The organism is Sphingobacterium sp. UME9 (genome assembly GCF_014170215.1).
Classification (GTDB): Bacteria; Bacteroidota; Bacteroidia; order Sphingobacteriales; family Sphingobacteriaceae; genus Sphingobacterium; species Sphingobacterium paramultivorum.
Window position 1 is genome coordinate 125,819 of the sequence record NZ_LZZP01000012.1, and the last position, 17,651, is coordinate 143,469.

17 protein-coding genes are annotated in these 17,651 nt (G+C 39.6%); 15 read left to right on the forward strand and 2 right to left on the reverse strand.

Annotated features, from left to right (window positions below; genetic code table 11):
* Positions 1-23: 23 nt before the first annotated feature.
* From A9970_RS18020 to A9970_RS18090, 15 genes are all read left to right on the forward strand, one after another.
* On the forward strand, positions 24-926 hold the full coding sequence (locus A9970_RS18020; RefSeq protein ID WP_153845998.1) for a LysR family transcriptional regulator: 903 nt from the start codon (positions 24-26) through the stop codon (positions 924-926).
* A gap of 80 nt (positions 927-1,006) precedes the next feature.
* Complete coding sequence (locus tag A9970_RS18025) at positions 1,007-1,987, forward strand: c-type cytochrome (protein WP_182983276.1); 981 nt, start codon at positions 1,007-1,009, stop codon at positions 1,985-1,987.
* 31 nt (positions 1,988-2,018) lie between these two features.
* Positions 2,019-2,489: a DsrE family protein gene (locus A9970_RS18030; RefSeq protein WP_153846000.1), complete on the forward strand. Its 471-nt coding sequence runs from the start codon at positions 2,019-2,021 to the stop codon at positions 2,487-2,489.
* 5 nt (positions 2,490-2,494) lie between these two features.
* Positions 2,495-3,409 (forward strand): substrate-binding domain-containing protein, encoded by a 915-nt coding sequence (locus A9970_RS18035; protein WP_182983277.1) that lies wholly within the window; start codon positions 2,495-2,497, stop codon positions 3,407-3,409.
* Between the two features lie 198 nt (positions 3,410-3,607).
* Positions 3,608-4,267 (forward strand): 1-acyl-sn-glycerol-3-phosphate acyltransferase, encoded by a 660-nt coding sequence (locus tag A9970_RS18040; protein WP_259655429.1) that lies wholly within the window; start codon positions 3,608-3,610, stop codon positions 4,265-4,267.
* Positions 4,249-5,007, forward strand: coding sequence for an ABC transporter ATP-binding protein (locus A9970_RS18045; RefSeq protein ID WP_153846002.1), 759 nt, complete (start codon positions 4,249-4,251; stop codon positions 5,005-5,007). Before A9970_RS18040 ends, A9970_RS18045 begins: the two co-directional genes overlap by 19 nt.
* Positions 5,008-5,129: 122 nt before the next feature.
* Entirely contained in the window at positions 5,130-5,351 is a 222-nt protein-coding gene (locus A9970_RS18050; protein ID WP_028072584.1) for a DUF2795 domain-containing protein, read from the forward strand.
* Positions 5,352-5,501: 150 nt separating this feature from the next.
* A complete protein-coding gene (locus A9970_RS18055) occupies positions 5,502-5,969 on the forward strand; it encodes a hypothetical protein (RefSeq protein ID WP_182983278.1) in 468 nt (155 codons plus the stop codon).
* Between the two features lie 350 nt (positions 5,970-6,319).
* Positions 6,320-7,309, forward strand: a complete 990-nt coding sequence (gene trpD / locus A9970_RS18060; protein WP_153846004.1) for an anthranilate phosphoribosyltransferase — start codon at positions 6,320-6,322, stop codon at positions 7,307-7,309.
* A gap of 1 nt (position 7,310) precedes the next feature.
* A complete protein-coding gene (locus A9970_RS18065) occupies positions 7,311-7,937 on the forward strand; it encodes a phosphoribosylanthranilate isomerase (RefSeq protein ID WP_182983279.1) in 627 nt (208 codons plus the stop codon).
* Entirely contained in the window at positions 7,934-9,118 is a 1,185-nt protein-coding gene (gene trpB, locus A9970_RS18070) for a tryptophan synthase subunit beta (protein WP_182983280.1), read from the forward strand. The genes A9970_RS18065 and trpB overlap by 4 nt, the downstream gene beginning before the upstream one ends.
* 3 nt (positions 9,119-9,121) lie before the next feature.
* Positions 9,122-9,883: a tryptophan synthase subunit alpha gene (gene trpA / locus A9970_RS18075; protein WP_182983281.1), complete on the forward strand. Its 762-nt coding sequence runs from the start codon at positions 9,122-9,124 to the stop codon at positions 9,881-9,883.
* 185 nt (positions 9,884-10,068) lie between these two features.
* The gene (locus A9970_RS18080) at positions 10,069-12,534 is read left to right on the forward strand and encodes a phosphocholine-specific phospholipase C (protein WP_182983282.1); all 2,466 of its coding nucleotides are present in this window, start codon (positions 10,069-10,071) and stop codon (positions 12,532-12,534) included.
* A gap of 184 nt (positions 12,535-12,718) precedes the next feature.
* On the forward strand, positions 12,719-13,318 hold the full coding sequence (locus A9970_RS18085; RefSeq protein WP_153846009.1) for an HYC_CC_PP family protein: 600 nt from the start codon (positions 12,719-12,721) through the stop codon (positions 13,316-13,318).
* 263 nt (positions 13,319-13,581) lie between these two features.
* Positions 13,582-16,167 (forward strand): TonB-dependent receptor domain-containing protein, encoded by a 2,586-nt coding sequence (locus A9970_RS18090; RefSeq protein ID WP_182983283.1) that lies wholly within the window; start codon positions 13,582-13,584, stop codon positions 16,165-16,167.
* Between the two features lie 54 nt (positions 16,168-16,221).
* On the opposite strand, the gene A9970_RS18095 is transcribed toward A9970_RS18090, so the two are convergent.
* Positions 16,222-16,800, reverse strand: a complete 579-nt coding sequence (locus A9970_RS18095; protein WP_153846011.1) for a nucleoside triphosphate pyrophosphatase — start codon at positions 16,798-16,800, stop codon at positions 16,222-16,224.
* Between the two features lie 2 nt (positions 16,801-16,802).
* Positions 16,803-17,321: an HAD family hydrolase gene (locus A9970_RS18100; protein WP_153846012.1), complete on the reverse strand. Its 519-nt coding sequence runs from the start codon at positions 17,319-17,321 to the stop codon at positions 16,803-16,805.
* Positions 17,322-17,651: the final 330 nt, after the last annotated feature.

Below are 17,651 nucleotides of genomic sequence, written 5' to 3' on the forward strand. Positions count from 1 at the left end.
TAGAAATAACCCTTTATCGTTTTATGGATTTTGATTTTCGTTTAATTGTATTTTACACTGCGGCTCAGCACCTTAATTTCACCAAAACGGCCTCGGCCCTTTTCATCTCACAACCAGCCGTAAGCAAAAACATCCAAGAACTAGAAAAGAAACTTGGCGTACCACTCTTCGAAAGAAAGGGCAACAATCTTAATTTAACTGATTCAGGTCAGATTCTCTATAAATATGCCCAACAGATTATCAATCTGTATAACCAGGCGGGCCAAGAAATACAGGAATTGCAGGAAGGGCGAAAAGGAAATCTGGTCTTAGGAGCCAGCACAACCATCTCCCAATATGTTTTACCTGCTCTGCTTGCCGATTTTCTATCCCAATATCCCAACAACCGTATCCAGTCTTTTCAATCCAATAGCCGCAGTATTGAGGAGCAGCTTGTCGACAAAACATTGGATTTAGGTATCACGGAGGGGTCTACCGACAACCGGGCGCTGAAATACATTCCTTTTATGAAGGATGAGTTAGTTTTGGTCACAAATAGCCAAAACCCACTATTAGCTCAATTAAAAAATCCAATACTATCCGATATCACGCGCTTACCTTTGGTACTACGTGAGCAGGGATCGGGTACACGAACAATTATTGAGAATGCACTAAAAGATAACAGCATTAATCTATCCGAAGTACAGATAGAAATGATCTTGCCTTCAACAGAGAGTATCAAAGGCTACCTTGCACGTCGCAACAGCTTTGCTTTTTTGTCTATTCATACGGTGCAAAAAGAAGTCTTAAATAATCTATTGACCATTGTTGATATTCCACAATTGACAATAGAACGTTATTTCTATTTTACCCATTTATATGGAGGACTTGCCGGTACGCCCAACCAGTTTTTGCAATTCTGTCTGCGGCAAAACTTCAAGTTATAACCAAATGTTATATCTCATAAACAAACTTCGTTTTAATTCCAGATTTGAGGCGGCTAGATTTGTACAAATGAATTAGCGTAATGGAATATAAAAAACTAACAGATTATTTAAAGGCACTCAGCTGGATCATTGTAGCATTGGTTATTACATGTACGACCTTATGTGTATTTCCACTAAAACATGAGGAAAACAAAAAGCAAACAGATTCTCTTGAAATGCGCAACGACTCGCTTATTACGCACGTTTCGCAATTTAAGGAAATCTCATTCAAAGATAATCCCGAAGGTGAAATGGCCAGTTATGGTGAAAAGCTAATCAAAAATACATACGATTATTTCTATGATGGGGAGGTCAAAATCGGCAACAAGCTTGCCTGTAGCAGCTGCCATCTCAATGGAGGCACAAAGGCTTTTGCTGCCCCTTATGTCGGGCTCACCAATGTCTTTCCAACCTATATTGGACGAGAAAATAAGGTTGAATCACTTGAAGAGCGCATCAATGGTTGTTTTGAGAGAAGCATGAACGGCCGAGCCATTCCTGAAAATAGCAAGGAAATGAGAGCCATTATCACTTATATTAAAAACATCAGCGTAAATACAGTTAATAAAGGTCGGTTGGCAGGCCAAGGATTTATAAAAATGGATATTCCCAACCGTGCGGCGGACTTGAAACATGGTCAATTGGTCTTTGAGAACAAATGTACAAGTTGTCATGGAAAGGATGGTCAGGGGCTACTACAAACAGCGGGAAAAGGATATCAATATCCACCCTTATGGGGAAAAGACAGCTACAATGACGGCGCTGGAATGGCACGATTACTGACCGCCACACGTTTTATCAAAGCTAATATGCCTTTGGGCGCAACTTATGATGCACCTCAATTGAAAGACGACGAGGCCTATGATGTCGCAGCATACATCAATTCTTTCGATAGACCTCAAAAAACAAACAAGCAATTGGACTATCCTAATCTAAGCAAAAAACCCAAAGATAGCCCCTATCCACCTTATGCCGATAACGTTAGTATAGAACAACATAAACTCGGACCTTTTAATTTTTAAACATAAATACCCCATTAAATCAATAATAAATATGAAAAAACAATTTACAATCGCTTGCATTTTAGTAGCGATAACGACTATTCAAGCGAAAGCACAGGACAATAAATTGTTGCTCAATAACCATCAATACAGCGGTGCCGTTGCTAAGAAAAAAGCGTATAAAGCCATCTATCAGCTGGACAGCAATGATCCAAAAACAATTGAAAAAGCAATCCGTAATATTAACAATGTCTTGAAGGACCCGCGGTTAAAAGGACACTTACAGGTTGAGTTGGTTGCATTTTCCGGTGGTACCGAAGCTTACCTAAAAAAGAACAGCCAATACGAGAAACCTTTGAAAGACCTCGTCGAGAAAGGCGTTATCGTAGCGCAATGCCTGAATACGTTGGAAGAGAAACATATTGCCAAAGAAGAACTATTTGATTTTATAGGCTATGTTCCTAGCGGAAATGGTGAATTAATCTTAAGAGCAAATGAAGGTTGGGTTATCGTTAAACCATAAGTATAATGAAGAATTTTCTACTGCTTGGTCTAACAATAGCATTATTGGGAGCCCAGGAAATTAAGGCACAAGAACATCGTTTTGACCCACCCTGGAATAATCCACCAGAATCGGCTCTAAATTTTACGGTACCCGGGATAGACAATATTCCAGATTTATATGGTGATATCGAGAATCCGCAGCTTACCGTTTTTTTCGCGGGCAATCAATTTATGGTTGTCGATGATCTACTTGCATCATTCAAAAAAGAATACCCACAATACGAACGTATTTTTGTTGAAACCCTGCCGCCGGGCATTTTAGCTAAACAGATTAAAGGCGGATCAATCACGATAGGCAATCTACGCATTACGCATAAGCCCGATATTTACACAGCGAGCAAACGAGCGATCAATGAGATGGCAGATTACTTCAGTCATACACAGGTTTATTGCTACAACAATATCTGTTTGATGATTCCAAAAGGAAATCCCGGTAATATCAGAACATTGAATGATCTGGGGAATGACAAAGTTCGTATCAGCATGCCTAATCCCCAATGGGAAGGAATTGGCGAGCAGATCAAAGCATCTTATAAAAAAGCCGGGGGCGAACAACTCGTCAAGAAAATCATGGATGATAAGGTCAAAGATGGCAGCACTTATCTGACCAAGATCCACCATAGGGAGAGCCCCATGCGTATATTGTATGGACAGGCAGACGCAGCTCCGGTTTGGGCTTCTGAAGTCGTTTACCAAAAACTAATTGGCCATCCAGTTGAAGGGATCACCATTCCTGATGCGCAAAATACAACTGCAACTTACGTTGCTGCAAAGCTTAAAAACGCACCCCATGCGCAGGCTGCAGATGACTTTTTAAAATTCATGGACTCGCCAACAGCCAAGAATATTTACAAGAAATATGGTTTCACAGTAGACTAAAAAAGAAAATGGATAATTAATTATCCATTTTCTTTCTTTACTTTAGGTCAAGATTAGTTGACTTGTATGATCCTATTGCTCAAAAAACTCCATCGGTATTGGTATTTTATCAGCGTTCTACTTGTTTTTCTTCTGTTTTTCCCTTATATCTATTTTTTAGCACGGCGTCCCGAAAAAAACTATGCTAGAATCGCCCGTATGCGACGCTGGGTATCAGTTGGTGGTTCGGCCCTAGCTGGTGTATTTTTTAAGGTGAGCTATGAATCAAAAATAGATTGGAACCGTTCCATGGTATTGTGTCCCAATCATACTTCGGTCTTGGATATAACAGCCCTCACCTATTTGTGCCCAGCTCCTTTTTCATTTATCGGAAAAGCTTCATTGCTTAAAAATCCGGTTACACGTATTTTTTTCAAAACAATAGATATCCCGGTCACAAGAAGAAGTAAAGTCTCTTCTTTCAAGGCCTTCCAACGTGCCAATGAACTCGTCCGAAATGGCAGAAGTGTCGTTATCTTTCCAGAAGGAAAAATCGATGATGGTTTCCCTCCACAGATTCACGCATTTAAATCCGGAGCCTTTCGAATCGCTATACAGAATGACGTTCCCACAGTACCCATTATCATAGAAAATGCCTGGGATATCTTTTTCGACGACGGCTCGAAAAGAGGATCTCGGCCGGGAATAGTTAAAATACATGTATTCAACCCGATAGAGACTAAAGATTTTAACGATGATAATGCATCAGAACTAGAAAAAGTTGTATATGACAAAATGCATTCCTATTGGATTATGAAGAATAAATCGTATTTTCATAACCTAGAGAACCTCCAAAAAATATGTCAGGAAAGATCTTAATCGAAATCAAGGATATTGCTAGAGAATACCAAATTGGTGCGGAAACAATTCATGCCTTAAGCTCCGTTACACTCAACATCCATAAAGGAGAATTTGTTGCCTTAATGGGGCCTTCAGGATCAGGCAAATCCACGTTAATGAACATTCTCGGTTGCTTGGATACACCAAGCCGAGGAGAATACATCCTCAATGGGATTAATGTGAGTGACATGACTGACGATGAACTCGCCGAAGTAAGGAACAAAGAAATTGGGTTTGTCTTTCAAACTTTTAACCTATTACCAAAGAATACAGCACTTGAAAATGTTGCACTTCCCCTAATTTACGCGGGCTATAATAAAGTTAAACGAGAGGAAAAAGCCACTGCAGCGTTGGAAAGTGTCGGCTTAGGGCATCGTATGGATCATAGACCTAACGAACTCTCGGGAGGACAACGGCAACGCGTTGCTGTTGCAAGAGCATTGATCAACGATCCTTCCATTATACTTGCCGATGAGCCAACAGGAAACCTTGACACCAAAACGTCCATTGAAATTATGGGCCTACTGGAAGAAATTCACTCCAAGGGCAATACCATTATTCTAGTGACACATGAAGAGGATATCGCATTACATGCACACCGTATTGTACGCATGCGAGATGGCTTGATCGAAAATGATTATCCAAACCCTGAAATCAAATCAGTGTCACCAAGACTTGATGCGTTAAACGAAAAGGGGAGTGATTTTGAGAATATCTAAAAATATTATAGCTCTAAAAATCAATAACTTACATTAATACAGCAAAAATAACACGTGATTTACTTGCTTAAGTTAAATTAAATCATAGTTTTGCGAAAATAGAGAACTTAAATTGTTTTTATATGTATTGGACATTAGAATTAGCTTCGCATCTAGAAGATGCACCATGGCCAGCAACAAAAGATGAATTAATCGATTACGCTATTCGTTCGGGTGCACCTGTTGAGGTGATTGAAAACTTACAATCTCTTGAGGACGATGGTGAGCCATATGAAAATATCGAAGAAATTTGGCCCGACTATCCAACAAAAGACGATTTCTTCTTCAATGAAGATGAATACTAAAAAATAAAAAACGCCTTTGAATAAAGGCGTTTTTTATTGAAGGCATCGCCCTCTTTTCGGAGACAACTCGATACGGATTACACCGATTAGCTCCCGAAGGTTTTTATTCCCTAGTTTTAATCTATTTTGATGAAGCTAAGTCTTACAGATATGAAGATAAAATTAAAGCTATTGTTGTTTATGTTTATTGGCTGTATAGCCAGCCAAAGCCTGTCTGCTCAGGAACAACAAACTTCCAATGAATATATTGTTGTTTTAAAAAGGTTTGTTCAACGTTTACATGATCCGAATCTAGCTACTGATATTATGCTAAGTCAAGATCTAATAACATCAAAAAAACTGGATGAAGATTTACAGGAATACCTATTGGCAAGCATCGATGAAATCAGGATAAATGTACAGAGCAAGGATATCAACCAACTGGAATATCTTAGCTTTGCTCAAGCAGGAAGAAAAGAAACAAGTGATATCGATCTCGAAGGTATTGATCCACAACAAGTCTACTTTGTCAAATACCTCAAGCGTTTTGTATTTGCGGCAGTCATTCGTGATAGAAAAATTGCTTCTTTTACATTAGTCTCTAAAGGTAATAATAAGGCCCATTTTGTATTCTATTAGTTTTCATCGCCCCTATTTTATCAGACACCGGCTCTTAGAATCCTTAAATATCACGCTTAGTCTTACATAAATGCACGCTCATCAGGTTTTATTTTACAGTATATTTGTGAGCAATATTAAGCCAATGATGCTTTCTTAAAAATTTTTCAATAAAAACACTTGCATTTTATAATTCTATCAACCATATTTGTATTAATAAAAATAACAATGATAACAACTGTATCAAATAAAGCTTGGTGGTGGCACAACGAATAACGTTGTGGCAAACTCCTATTGCATTATTTGATTGATACGTCAAGATATGATGGGCTTGCCTAAATAAGGTAAGCCCTTTTTTTATTTAAATTACCATGAAAGAAATTTTAGCGCATTTATTTGAATACAAGACATTTTCTCGGCAAGAGGCCTACGAGATTCTAACCAACATTGCCATGGGCAAATATGACAGTCACCAAATTGCGGCATTTATGACGGCTTATGGTATGCGCAGTATTCGCGTTGAAGAGCTTGGAGGGTTTAGAGATGCGATGTATGATTTATGCCTCAAGCTGGATTTTAACGGTTATGATTTAATTGACCTTTGCGGTACAGGTGGGGATGGTAAAAATACCTTCAATATCTCGACAATAGCATCTTTTATCACAGCTGGGGCTGGTTACCATGTCGCAAAACACGGTAATATCGGGGTATCTTCGAGCTGTGGTTCATCCAATGTCATGGAATATTTAGGCTATCAATTCAGCAACGATAAGTCTGAACTACAACGCCAGCTAGATGAAGCCAATATCTGTTTTCTACATGCACCATTGTTTCACCCTGCCATGAAAACCGTTGCTCCGATACGTCGTGCATTGGGTGTTAAGACTTTCTTTAACATGCTGGGACCATTGACAAATCCTTCCAATCCTAGATTCCAGTCTGTTGGTGTATTTAGTTTAGAATTAGCAAGACTGTACGGTTACCTATACCAAAATACCAACAAACAATATTCCATTATTCATGCCTTGGACGGGTACGATGAGATATCCATGACCGGTGATTTTAAGGTAATCAACAACCAAGGAGAGAATTACTACAACATGGAAGAGCTTGGTTTTACCCCAGTCTCAGCTCAGGAGTTGACGGGAGGTGAAACGATAGCAGATGCCGCCCAGACATTCTTATCTATATTGAACAATCAGGGTACGGATGTGCAGAACAATGTTGTTTTGACCAATGCCGCATTTGCAATTAAGACCTTTAATCCCGAAAAATCTTTTGGCGACTGTTTTTATGAAGCTGAAAGTTCATTAATGGGAGGTAAAGCTTTGCGCAGTTTCCAAAAACTAATCAAAAAATAAAATGGCGATCAAAGTAAAAGTTTGTGGCATGAAATATCCCGACAATATAACCGCTGTAGCCTCCTTGGGCATCGATTATATGGGATTTATATTTTATGATCAATCCAAACGTTATGTTGGTCAAAGTTCCTCCTCATACATTAAGGAGCTTGACAGCCTAAGTAAGGTCGGAGTTTTCGTCAATGCCAGCCTTTCAGAAATTCTAGACAAAATAACTGAATTCCAACTAAATGCAATTCAACTGCATGGAAATGAATCTGCAGAATTCTGTCTTGAATTGAAAGAAAAATCAGCAATTACCCTCGTGAAAGCCTTCGGAATCGATCAAAACTTTGACTGGATACAGCTGGATCCTTACGCTAAAATTGTGGACTACTTTTTATTTGATACCAAAAGTAGTTCCTATGGTGGTACAGGAGTACAATTTAACTGGTCCCTATTGGACCAATACAAACTTACTACCCCCTATTTTCTCAGCGGCGGTTTAGATCCCGAAAATATCAAAACAGCGCTAGAAAGAAATGATCCACGGCTATATGCACTGGATTTAAATTCAAAATTTGAAGTAGAACCCGGCTTAAAAGATATTGAGCTATTAAGCCACAGTATAAATACTATTAAAAAATGAGTATATATCAAGTCAATGAAAAAGGATATTATGGTCCCTTTGGAGGAGCCTATATCCCTGAGATGCTCTATCCAAATGTGAAAGAGCTACGTGAAGAATATCTCAAAATTATCGAAGAAGAGAGCTTTCAGGAGGAGTTTAACCAACTGCTCAGCGATTATGTCGGACGTCCTTCTCCATTATATCATGCCAAGCGTCTTTCTGAAAAATATGGAACTACGATTTATTTAAAACGGGAGGATCTTAACCATACCGGAGCGCATAAAATCAACAATACCATTGGCCAAATTCTATTAGCGGAACGCTTAGGTAAAAAGCGCATCATTGCGGAGACAGGCGCAGGACAGCATGGCGTTGCCACAGCTACCGTTTGTGCGCTGAAAGGTATACAATGTGCAGTGTACATGGGCGAAGTTGATATTCAACGTCAAGCTCCAAATGTAGCACGGATGAAAATGATGGGTGCCGAAGTTATTCCTGCAACATCAGGCTCCAAAACGCTAAAGGATGCTACCAATGAAGCTTTGCGAGATTGGATCAACAATCCTGTCGACACCCATTATATCATTGGGTCCGTTGTGGGACCACACCCTTATCCCGATATGGTTGCTCGCTTTCAGTCTATTATTTCTGAAGAAACGAAAAAACAGCTCTTGACAAAAACAGGAAGAGAAAATCCAGATATAGTATTGGCTTGTGTCGGTGGAGGCTCCAATGCGGCAGGTATGTTCTATCACTACCTCGATGAAGAATCGGTTCAATTATATGCAGTAGAGGCAGCTGGTCACGGTGTTGATTCAGGCGAATCCGCTGCTACAACAGCATTAGGAAAAGAGGGCGTTTTACATGGAAGCCGATCTATACTGATGCAAACAGCGGATGGCCAGGTCATAGAACCTTACTCCATATCCGCAGGACTCGATTACCCCGGTATTGGCCCTCAACACGCTTGGTTATTCAAATCCGGTAGAGGGAACTATGTCAGTGTGACTGACGACGAAGCGATGCATGCAGGTCTTGAGCTTACCCGACTAGAAGGTATCATACCGGCTATTGAGAGTTCTCATGCACTCGCTTATTTGGGAAAAATACCTTTTAAAGGTGATGAGACTGTTGTTGTCTGTCTTTCTGGACGTGGTGACAAGGATCTAGATAATTATATGAAATACTTTGATTTTTAAGGCATGAATACAATTGAAAAAAAAGAAGGTACTCCCCTTTTATCGATATATTTTACAGCTGGGTATCCAACATTGGACAGCACAATAAGTATTGCCAAGAAATTGGAAGAAGCTGGCGCGGACTTTTTGGAAATCGGTTTTCCTTATTCCGACCCAGTGGCAGATGGGCCTGTCATTCAGCACAGTTCAGAAGTCTCTTTGGCAAATGGCATGACCGTAAAAAAGTTGTTCGATCAATTGATTGACCTCCGTAAACATGTTAGCATTCCCGTATTTTTGATGGGCTACTTTAACCCTGTGCTCCAATTTGGTGTTGAAAGATTCTGTGAAGAATGTAAAAATGTAGGCGTGAACGGTGTCATTATACCTGACCTACCCATGGATGAATACGAAGAACTTTACAAAGAGACGTTCGAGAAAAATGGGATTGCAAATATATTCATTGTAACTCCGCAGACTTCTGAAGAACGAATCAGAAAAATAGACAGCCTTTCTAGGAGCTTTATTTATTTACTTTCTTCCAATGCAACGACGGGTAAAACACTTGATGTTGGAGACGATACAGCTGCTTACTTCAAGCGGATACATGATCTTCAATTAAAAAACCCATTGATCGTTGGTTTCGGTATCTCTGATAAACCTACCTTTCAAAAAGCAAGTAAGCATACGGCGGGTGCCATTATAGGTACAGCATTTGTCAAACTGCTAAAAGAACCGGATTATCTTACACAGATTCCAGCATTTATCGCGTCTATCAAAGCTTAACATGCAGGCTAAAAATTAGCAAAGCGTTAATTTTTTAATAAGAGTTCGGTCTAAAGTCTTTTTTCTTGGATCGAACTCTTATTTTTAAGACAGTTTTCGAAAATGTGTTTTTTCGAAGATAAAGAACTTTGCGGCCTTGATCAACCAAGCAATAGGCAGCCAATCAAATCAATACTGATATAACCATGGATACTCGAAGAGATTTTTTAAAGAAAGCGGCTATGCTTGCTGGGGGAGCTTCTATCTCCCATGTTATTCCATCCGCTATTGCGAAAGCGATGGCTATAAATCCAGCATTGGGCAGCACGTTTTATGATGCCGAACACGTTGTTTTATTAATGCAGGAAAACCGTTCATTTGATCATGCCTTTGGAACACTGCGTGGTGTAAGAGGCTTCAATGATCCTAGAGCTATCCGTCAACCCAATCGGAATAAAGTCTGGTTTCAGACACAAAAATCCGGCGAAACATTTGCTCCCTTCCGATTGGATATCAAAGATTCAAAAGTCACCTGGATGGGTTGTCTCCCGCACAACTGGACCGATCAAACAGATGCTCGCAATAAAGGCAAGATGAACAAATGGTTGGATGTAAAACATTCCGGATTTAAAGAATTTTCGAATCTACCGCTGACTATGGGACATTATAGTCGCGAAGATATTCCATTTTACTATTCTCTCGCGGACTCTTTCACAATCTGTGACCAACACTTTTGTTCGAGCATCACCGGCACAAATCCAAATAGGCTTTATTTTTGGACAGCCAATATCCGGGAAAATCTTACAGGAAAGGCCTTAGTTTGGAATGGAGACTCCGAGTTTAGCGGGAAAGCAACATGGACAACTTTCCCCGAACGCCTTTCGGAACTAGGCGTAGACTGGAAAATCTATCAAAATGAAATTTCTTCGAGTAGCGCTGGCTATAGTGGTGAGGCAAACAGCTGGCTCGCCAATTTTGGTTGTAATCCGATGGAGTACTTCCCCCAATATCAAGTCAAATATCATCCACGCTATCGTCAGCTCCTGACATTAAAAAAAGAAGATCTCGAGCGCAAAATTAGCGAAACAACAGCTGCCGAAGCACTTGAAAATTTAAAGAAAAATCTCAAGCATATTCAAGAAGAATTACAGCTATATACAGCCGAGAACTTTGAAAAGCTCGATGAGCGGACAAAAGATATTCATCGCCGTGCTTTTGTCAACAACAGTGCACAACCCGATTATATGGAATTAGAAACAATGCATTATCAAGAAGGGGGGCAACAGCGCGAGTTACAGATCCCTAAAGGAGATGTCCTGTATCAATTCCGAAAAGATGTCGAGGAAGGTAAACTTCCAACCGTATCATGGCTGGCTCCACCGCAGCTTTTTTCTGACCATCCTGATTCCCCTTGGTTTGGCGCATGGTATGTTAGCGAAATCATGGACATTCTTACCCAAAATCCAGAAGTTTGGAAAAAAACAATTTTTATACTTACATATGATGAGAATGATGGGTATTTTGACCACTTTGCGCCCTTTACTGCTCCAAATCCGGATGATACGGAAAGCGGAAAAGTATCAGCGGGAATCAACCCTGGGTTAGAATATGTACGCCGCGATGAGCAATATTATCCTGAAAGCGGAAGAGAAAGCAATATCGGTCTTGGCTATCGTGTACCGATGATCATTGCTTCACCATGGACCAGAGGCGGTTGGGTCAATTCGCAAGTGTTTGACCATACCTCCAGTTTACAATTCCTAGAGAAGTTTATTAACCACAAAATCAAGAAAGATATAAAAGAAACCAACATCAGCAGTTGGCGGCGTACAGTTTGTGGAGATTTAACTTCGGCATTTAGGCCTTACCATGGCGAAACCATGAACAAACCTATTGTACTAGAACGGGAGCCTTTTATCCAAGAGATTCACCAAGCCAAGTTCAAAGGCCTTCCCATGGGCTTCAAAGCGCTGAGTGCAATGGAGATCAAACAAATAGAGCAAGACCCCAGCAGTTCACCCTATTTCCCAAAACAAGAAAAAGGGCTCCGGGATTCATGTATCCTTCCCTATGAACTTTATGTGCATGGCGAATACCAATCCAAAGGGGATTACTTGGTCACATTTGAAGCTTCAAATAAAATTTTTGGCAAACACGCTGCGGGCTCACCTTTTACAGTCTACCATGCTGCTAGCTACAAAGGAGAAGTTGGAACCTCAAGAAATTATGCTATTTCTCCTGGAGATCGTGTAACGGACCAATGGTCGCTAGACGCCTTCGACAAAAAAATGTACCACCTCGAAATCTATGGCCCAAATGGATTTTATCGAGCGTTTAAAGGTGACACAAACAACCCAGAGTTAAAGATCCGCTGTACCTATGAAAAAAGTAAAAATGAATCAGCGTTTACTGGGCGTTTATCTTTTTCATGTACAAACAATGGGAAAACAACTCAGCAACTTGTTTTTGAGGATATCAGTTATGGAAAAGAAAAAAAGAGTCTGCAACTTAAAGGTGGACAATCCATTAGGATACATTTTGATTTGGCTAAGCAAAATTTTTGGTATGATTTCCGCCTCACCTGCGCTGGTTTTCTAAACTTTGAGGAACAATATGCGGGTCGTATCGAGATTGGAAATGCGGGAAAAAGTGACCCTCTATTAAGCCGATAAACAAAACGAATGGGAGCATTTAAAAAATGTTCCCATTCTTATAACATCTTCCTTATAACATCTTCCTGGAATAGGTAAATTTCAGGAATTAAATTACATATGCTGTTATCCGATAAAGTGCTCCGAAAAAAGATCGAACACACTGTACTATTCCTGTATACGACGAACCAGATGATAGAATCCCTTGTACAATAGAATTGCCCCAACAATTAAAAAGATAGCTAACAAATACGAGCTGACCGGATTGATAAATAATAAATACATAACTCTGGTAATTTTTGGTTTTTCATTTGTTACTACAAGTTATAACATTTATCCAAAATATTACAAAAAAAAATTACATATTTTCTTTATTTTTGCTTCGATGAAGAAAATTGCACTATTTATTGGCTTATTTTTCTATTTGCTCGCAGCAAGTGGTGCCTCACTGCATCTTCATTTTTGCCAAGGGGAAACAAAAAGTGTATCATTATCGGAAAGCCATAATATGGCCTGCCCTCTTTGTGCCAAGTCTGCAAAAAAACAGCAGAACCACTGTCATGAAACAGGAAGCTGTAAAGATGTTAAGATCGAAGCACAAAAGGTCGATCACTTCAGCCGAGTAACACAAAATCTTGATTTTAACACTTTTTCTCCCGCAATAGTTACGCTTCATTGGATACTTAATTATTATCATTTCTCTGGGGAGGAGGACGATTTTTCTAAACTAAAGTATACCGATTTTGCGAGCGACAATAGACAGAACCCGCCTGTTTTTATTCTCAATCAAAATTTTAGAATTTAATATCACCTCTTTTCACCGAACACAGTTCATTTTCTTGAATTGACCGAAGTCCAGTATAGTTTTTATATTTCGTGAGAACGGCAGACCGTTATTCCCAGCATTGATCTTTCCGTAGCTTGTCACGGAACAAAAAACAGTGGATTTTAAATCATTCAGCAAAAATAGTAGAACTGAAAAAATAAATCCGTACCCCTTGAATGTGGTTGCGCGGTATCATGAAGGTAAAAATTAAATGCTAGTTGAAGCGAATACTCTTAATTAAAATGATGAATCAAATTTTCAAAAAAATATATACGACAACCATTCTATGCTTATTTTTTCTGGCATTTGTACAGGCACAGACCGACAGTACGAGGACTCTTACCGTGGCTGGGAATTGTGCCATGTGTAAAAAACGTATTGAAACTGCCGCAAAAATGCATGGCGTAGAAACGGCTGTTTGGAATGCGGGAGACAATTTATTGCAAATCAAATATAACCCCAAAAAAGTTCAACTGGAGGCAATCAAGAAAAATATTGCTCAAGTTGGTCATGATGTAGACAACTTGGTTGCCACTGATGAATCCTATGCTAAACTCCATGAATGTTGTATGTATCCGCGATTGGAAAATGGCAAAATACCCGAAAAGAAAATTGTAACAACCGATAACCATGACCATCCACATACAGTTACCGGTGTTGTAGTTGAAGAAAACGAAAAGGGGGATCTTAAACCCATTATTGGTGCCAATTTACACTGGGCCAACCTTCCAACAAAAAACACAAGGACAAACGAAAATGGTGTTTTTAAATTGGACCATAAAGAAGGGTTCAACAAATTAGTTGTAAGTTATGTAGGAATGAAACCTGACACCATCACGGTCAAAGATCTTCATGAAGTCATCATGATTACAGCAAAGGGAAATGTGTTGATGGAAGTCGAGGTTAAAGGAACACGACGCTCAAATTACATCGACCGTATGACACCTGCACGACTGGAAGTTCTTACAGGAAAAGAGTTATTCAAAGCGGCTTGCTGTGATTTAAGCGAGAGCTTTGAAACCAATGCCTCCGTCGATGTCGTCAGTGCTGATGCTGTAACAGGCAGCAAACAGATTCAAATGCTGGGCCTTAGTGGCATTTATACCCAATTAACCGTTGAAAATTTACCCGGACCTCGTGGGCTCGCTTCTCCTTTAGGGTTAAATTCTATTGCAGGAACATGGATTGAATCAATTCAAATCGCGAAAGGTATCGGTTCCGTAGCCAACGGTTTCGAAAACATGGCCGGACAGATCAACGTCGAATTGAAAAAACCTCAAAATTCAGAAAGATTGTTTTTTAATGCCTATGCTAACAACATGGGACGCACAGATGTCAACTTAAATCTTTCACAAAAAATTGGTCAGCATTGGTCCACTGCTGTTCTGTTGCACGACAATTTCATGTACAATAAATCCATGAACTTTAGTCACAACGGGTTTAGAGATGTGCCTGTTGGCAATCTATTCTCTGGTGTCAACCGTTGGTTTTATGAAAATGGAAAAGGACTTATGGTACAATTTGGGGTAAAATATCTCAATGACGACCGTACAGGCGGGCAGATTGATTTTAACGAAAAGACAGATAAGGGTACAACGAATCGCTATGGTTTGGGGTTTGATATTGAACGTGTAGAAGGTTTCGCTAAAATTGGTTATGTGTTCCCCGAAAATAAGCACCGCAGCATAGGTCTCCAGCTTGCAGGGTCAAATTACAATCAAAAAAGCTATTTTGGGCTCAATAACTACAATTCGGACCAACAAAATGGGTATGCTAACCTCTTATTTCAAGATATTATCGGCACAGTCGCTCATAAGTATCGCGTTGGTGCCTCCATTAATTATGACAATTACAATGAGTGGTATTTAAAAGATCAAAACTTCAAAAGGAAAGAAGTGGTTTCGGGAGCATTTGCAGAATATACCTATAGTCCATCAGAAAAATTTGATGCCATTATTGGTCTCCGCCAAGACTACAATTCCCTATATGGTTGGTTTACAACACCACGCATCCATTTACGTTATGCACCGATTGCGGGAACAACGGTTCGAGCTAGCTCAGGAAGAGGTCAACGTACAGCAAATATATTTGCAGAGAATACGGCCGTCTTGGCAAGCAGTAGAAAATTGGTTATTCAATCGCCTAATATATACAATAAAGCTTATGGCCTACAACCTGAAGTCTCCTGGAATAGCGGAATAGCGATAGACCAAAGTATGCGGATCTTTGGACGTGAGGCTTCGGCATCCGTTGAATTTTTCCACAACAGCTTCTCTAATCAGGTCGTGGTCGATTACGAAAATCCCCGAGAGATCAATTTTTACAATTTGAATGGGAAGTCTTTCTCCAATAGCTTGCAAACAGAATTTCGCTTTATGCCAGCACCACATTTTGAAACGAGATTGGCCTATCGCTTACTTGATGTCCAAACTGATTTTGAAAGTGGCAGAAAGACCAAACCGCTATTGGCCAAACACCGTGGTTTTGTGAACCTAGCTTATAATCACCATTCTGGCTGGAGTGTAGACTATACGTTGAATGTTGTTGGACAAAAACGCATTCCGTCAACAGCAGAGAACCCCGTTGAATATCAAATGCCTACAGCATCAAAAGCTTATGCGACCATGAATGCGCAGATTAGCAAAACTTTTGGGAAAGAGAAAAACTTCACTGTATATGTGGGCGGAGAAAATCTGTCTAATTATTTCCAAAATATGCCAATACTTGCAGCGGATCAACCCTTTGGAAACTATTTTGATACTTCAATGCTTTGGGGACCATTAACAGGACGCATGTTCTACACTGGGGTTCGTTATTTCATCAAATAACAGCTCAGCTAAAAAAATCAAGGAATAATAAAAAAGCGGCTTTTGCCGCTTTTTTTACATTAACTTTTTCAATTCTTGATAAAGCTTTGCCGTTGGCAATCCGACCACATTATTATATTCTCCCTCTATTTTTTTTACGGCGATTAAGCCGATCCATTCCTGTATTCCATAAGAACCCGCTTTATCTAATGGTGAAAATTTAGTAACATAATGATCGATTTCATCCGCATCTAATTCGTAAAAATAAACAGTTGTCGTTTCGACGAAAGTACTAATCTTACCCTCCCATGAGATCGCTACAGCAGTCAACACCAAATGTTTCTTACCAGACAAGTTTGTTAGCGTTGCTCTGGCTTCCTGTTCATCTTTGGGTTTACCTAAAATTTCGCCCTTATCCGATACGACAATAGTATCAGCACAGATAACCAAACAATCGTCTTTATCCCCAAATGCCTCAGCTTTACAAATAGCGATTTGGCGAACGACCTCAGCAGCGGATAAATTCGGATCCACGTATTCTGCCGTTTCCCGAACGTCGACTTCAAATGTTAGCCCAAGCCCTGCTAACAGCTGTTTTCTCCGTGGAGATTGAGACCCTAATATAATTGTTCTATTTTTTAGATTTTTCAACATCCTTATATACTTTTTACTGTTTCATCCTCATACCAATTGCCTTGTACTTTCATGACCTTTTCGATCAATTCACGCACAACTCCCTTTCCGCCACAAAAACCAGACACATAATGTGAAATTTTCTTGATCTCTTCTACTGCATCTGCCGGAGAAACAGCTACTCCAACAGACTTCATACAGCTAAAATCAGGGATATCGTCACCGATGTACATCAACTGATTTAATTCAAGCTTGTAATCATAAGCAAGTTCTTTCATTTTAGACAGCTTGTCAGTAACTTTTGAATACACTTCTTTGATTCCCAAACCTTTCATCCGCTGCTCGACCCCCTTCGAACCTCCCCCTGTGATAATAAAAATAGGATAGCCTTTCTTGATCGCCAACTGCATAGCATAGCCATCTTTTATATTAAATGTACGTAACTGATGCCCTTCTTCATTAACTTGTACAGTACCATCAGTCAATACACCATCTACATCCAATACAAATGCTCTTATCGATTTAAATTCGGTCAATACCATAAAAATTTATTTTTGTAAAAGTAAGGCATTTCGAGTAATAATTCGCGTAGCGATACTGATCTAATTGACAGGGCCGTCAGATAATTATTCAGTTAAGCCAAAATATCATTTGTGTGTCACAACATAGTTGTATTAGCAACTTATTCTCAAAAATATTTGGATGCTACTGTATATTTACCGTATCTTTGTAGAAGATAATTAAAGGTTATCTCGCTATGAAACACTAACAGCAAGCAGTCAGAAGAGTTATTTACTTGAAGCTTGCATAAGATTTAAAAAAACAATCATTTTTAGTTTTCACGGCACAACACGGCAACTAATTTAGTTTAG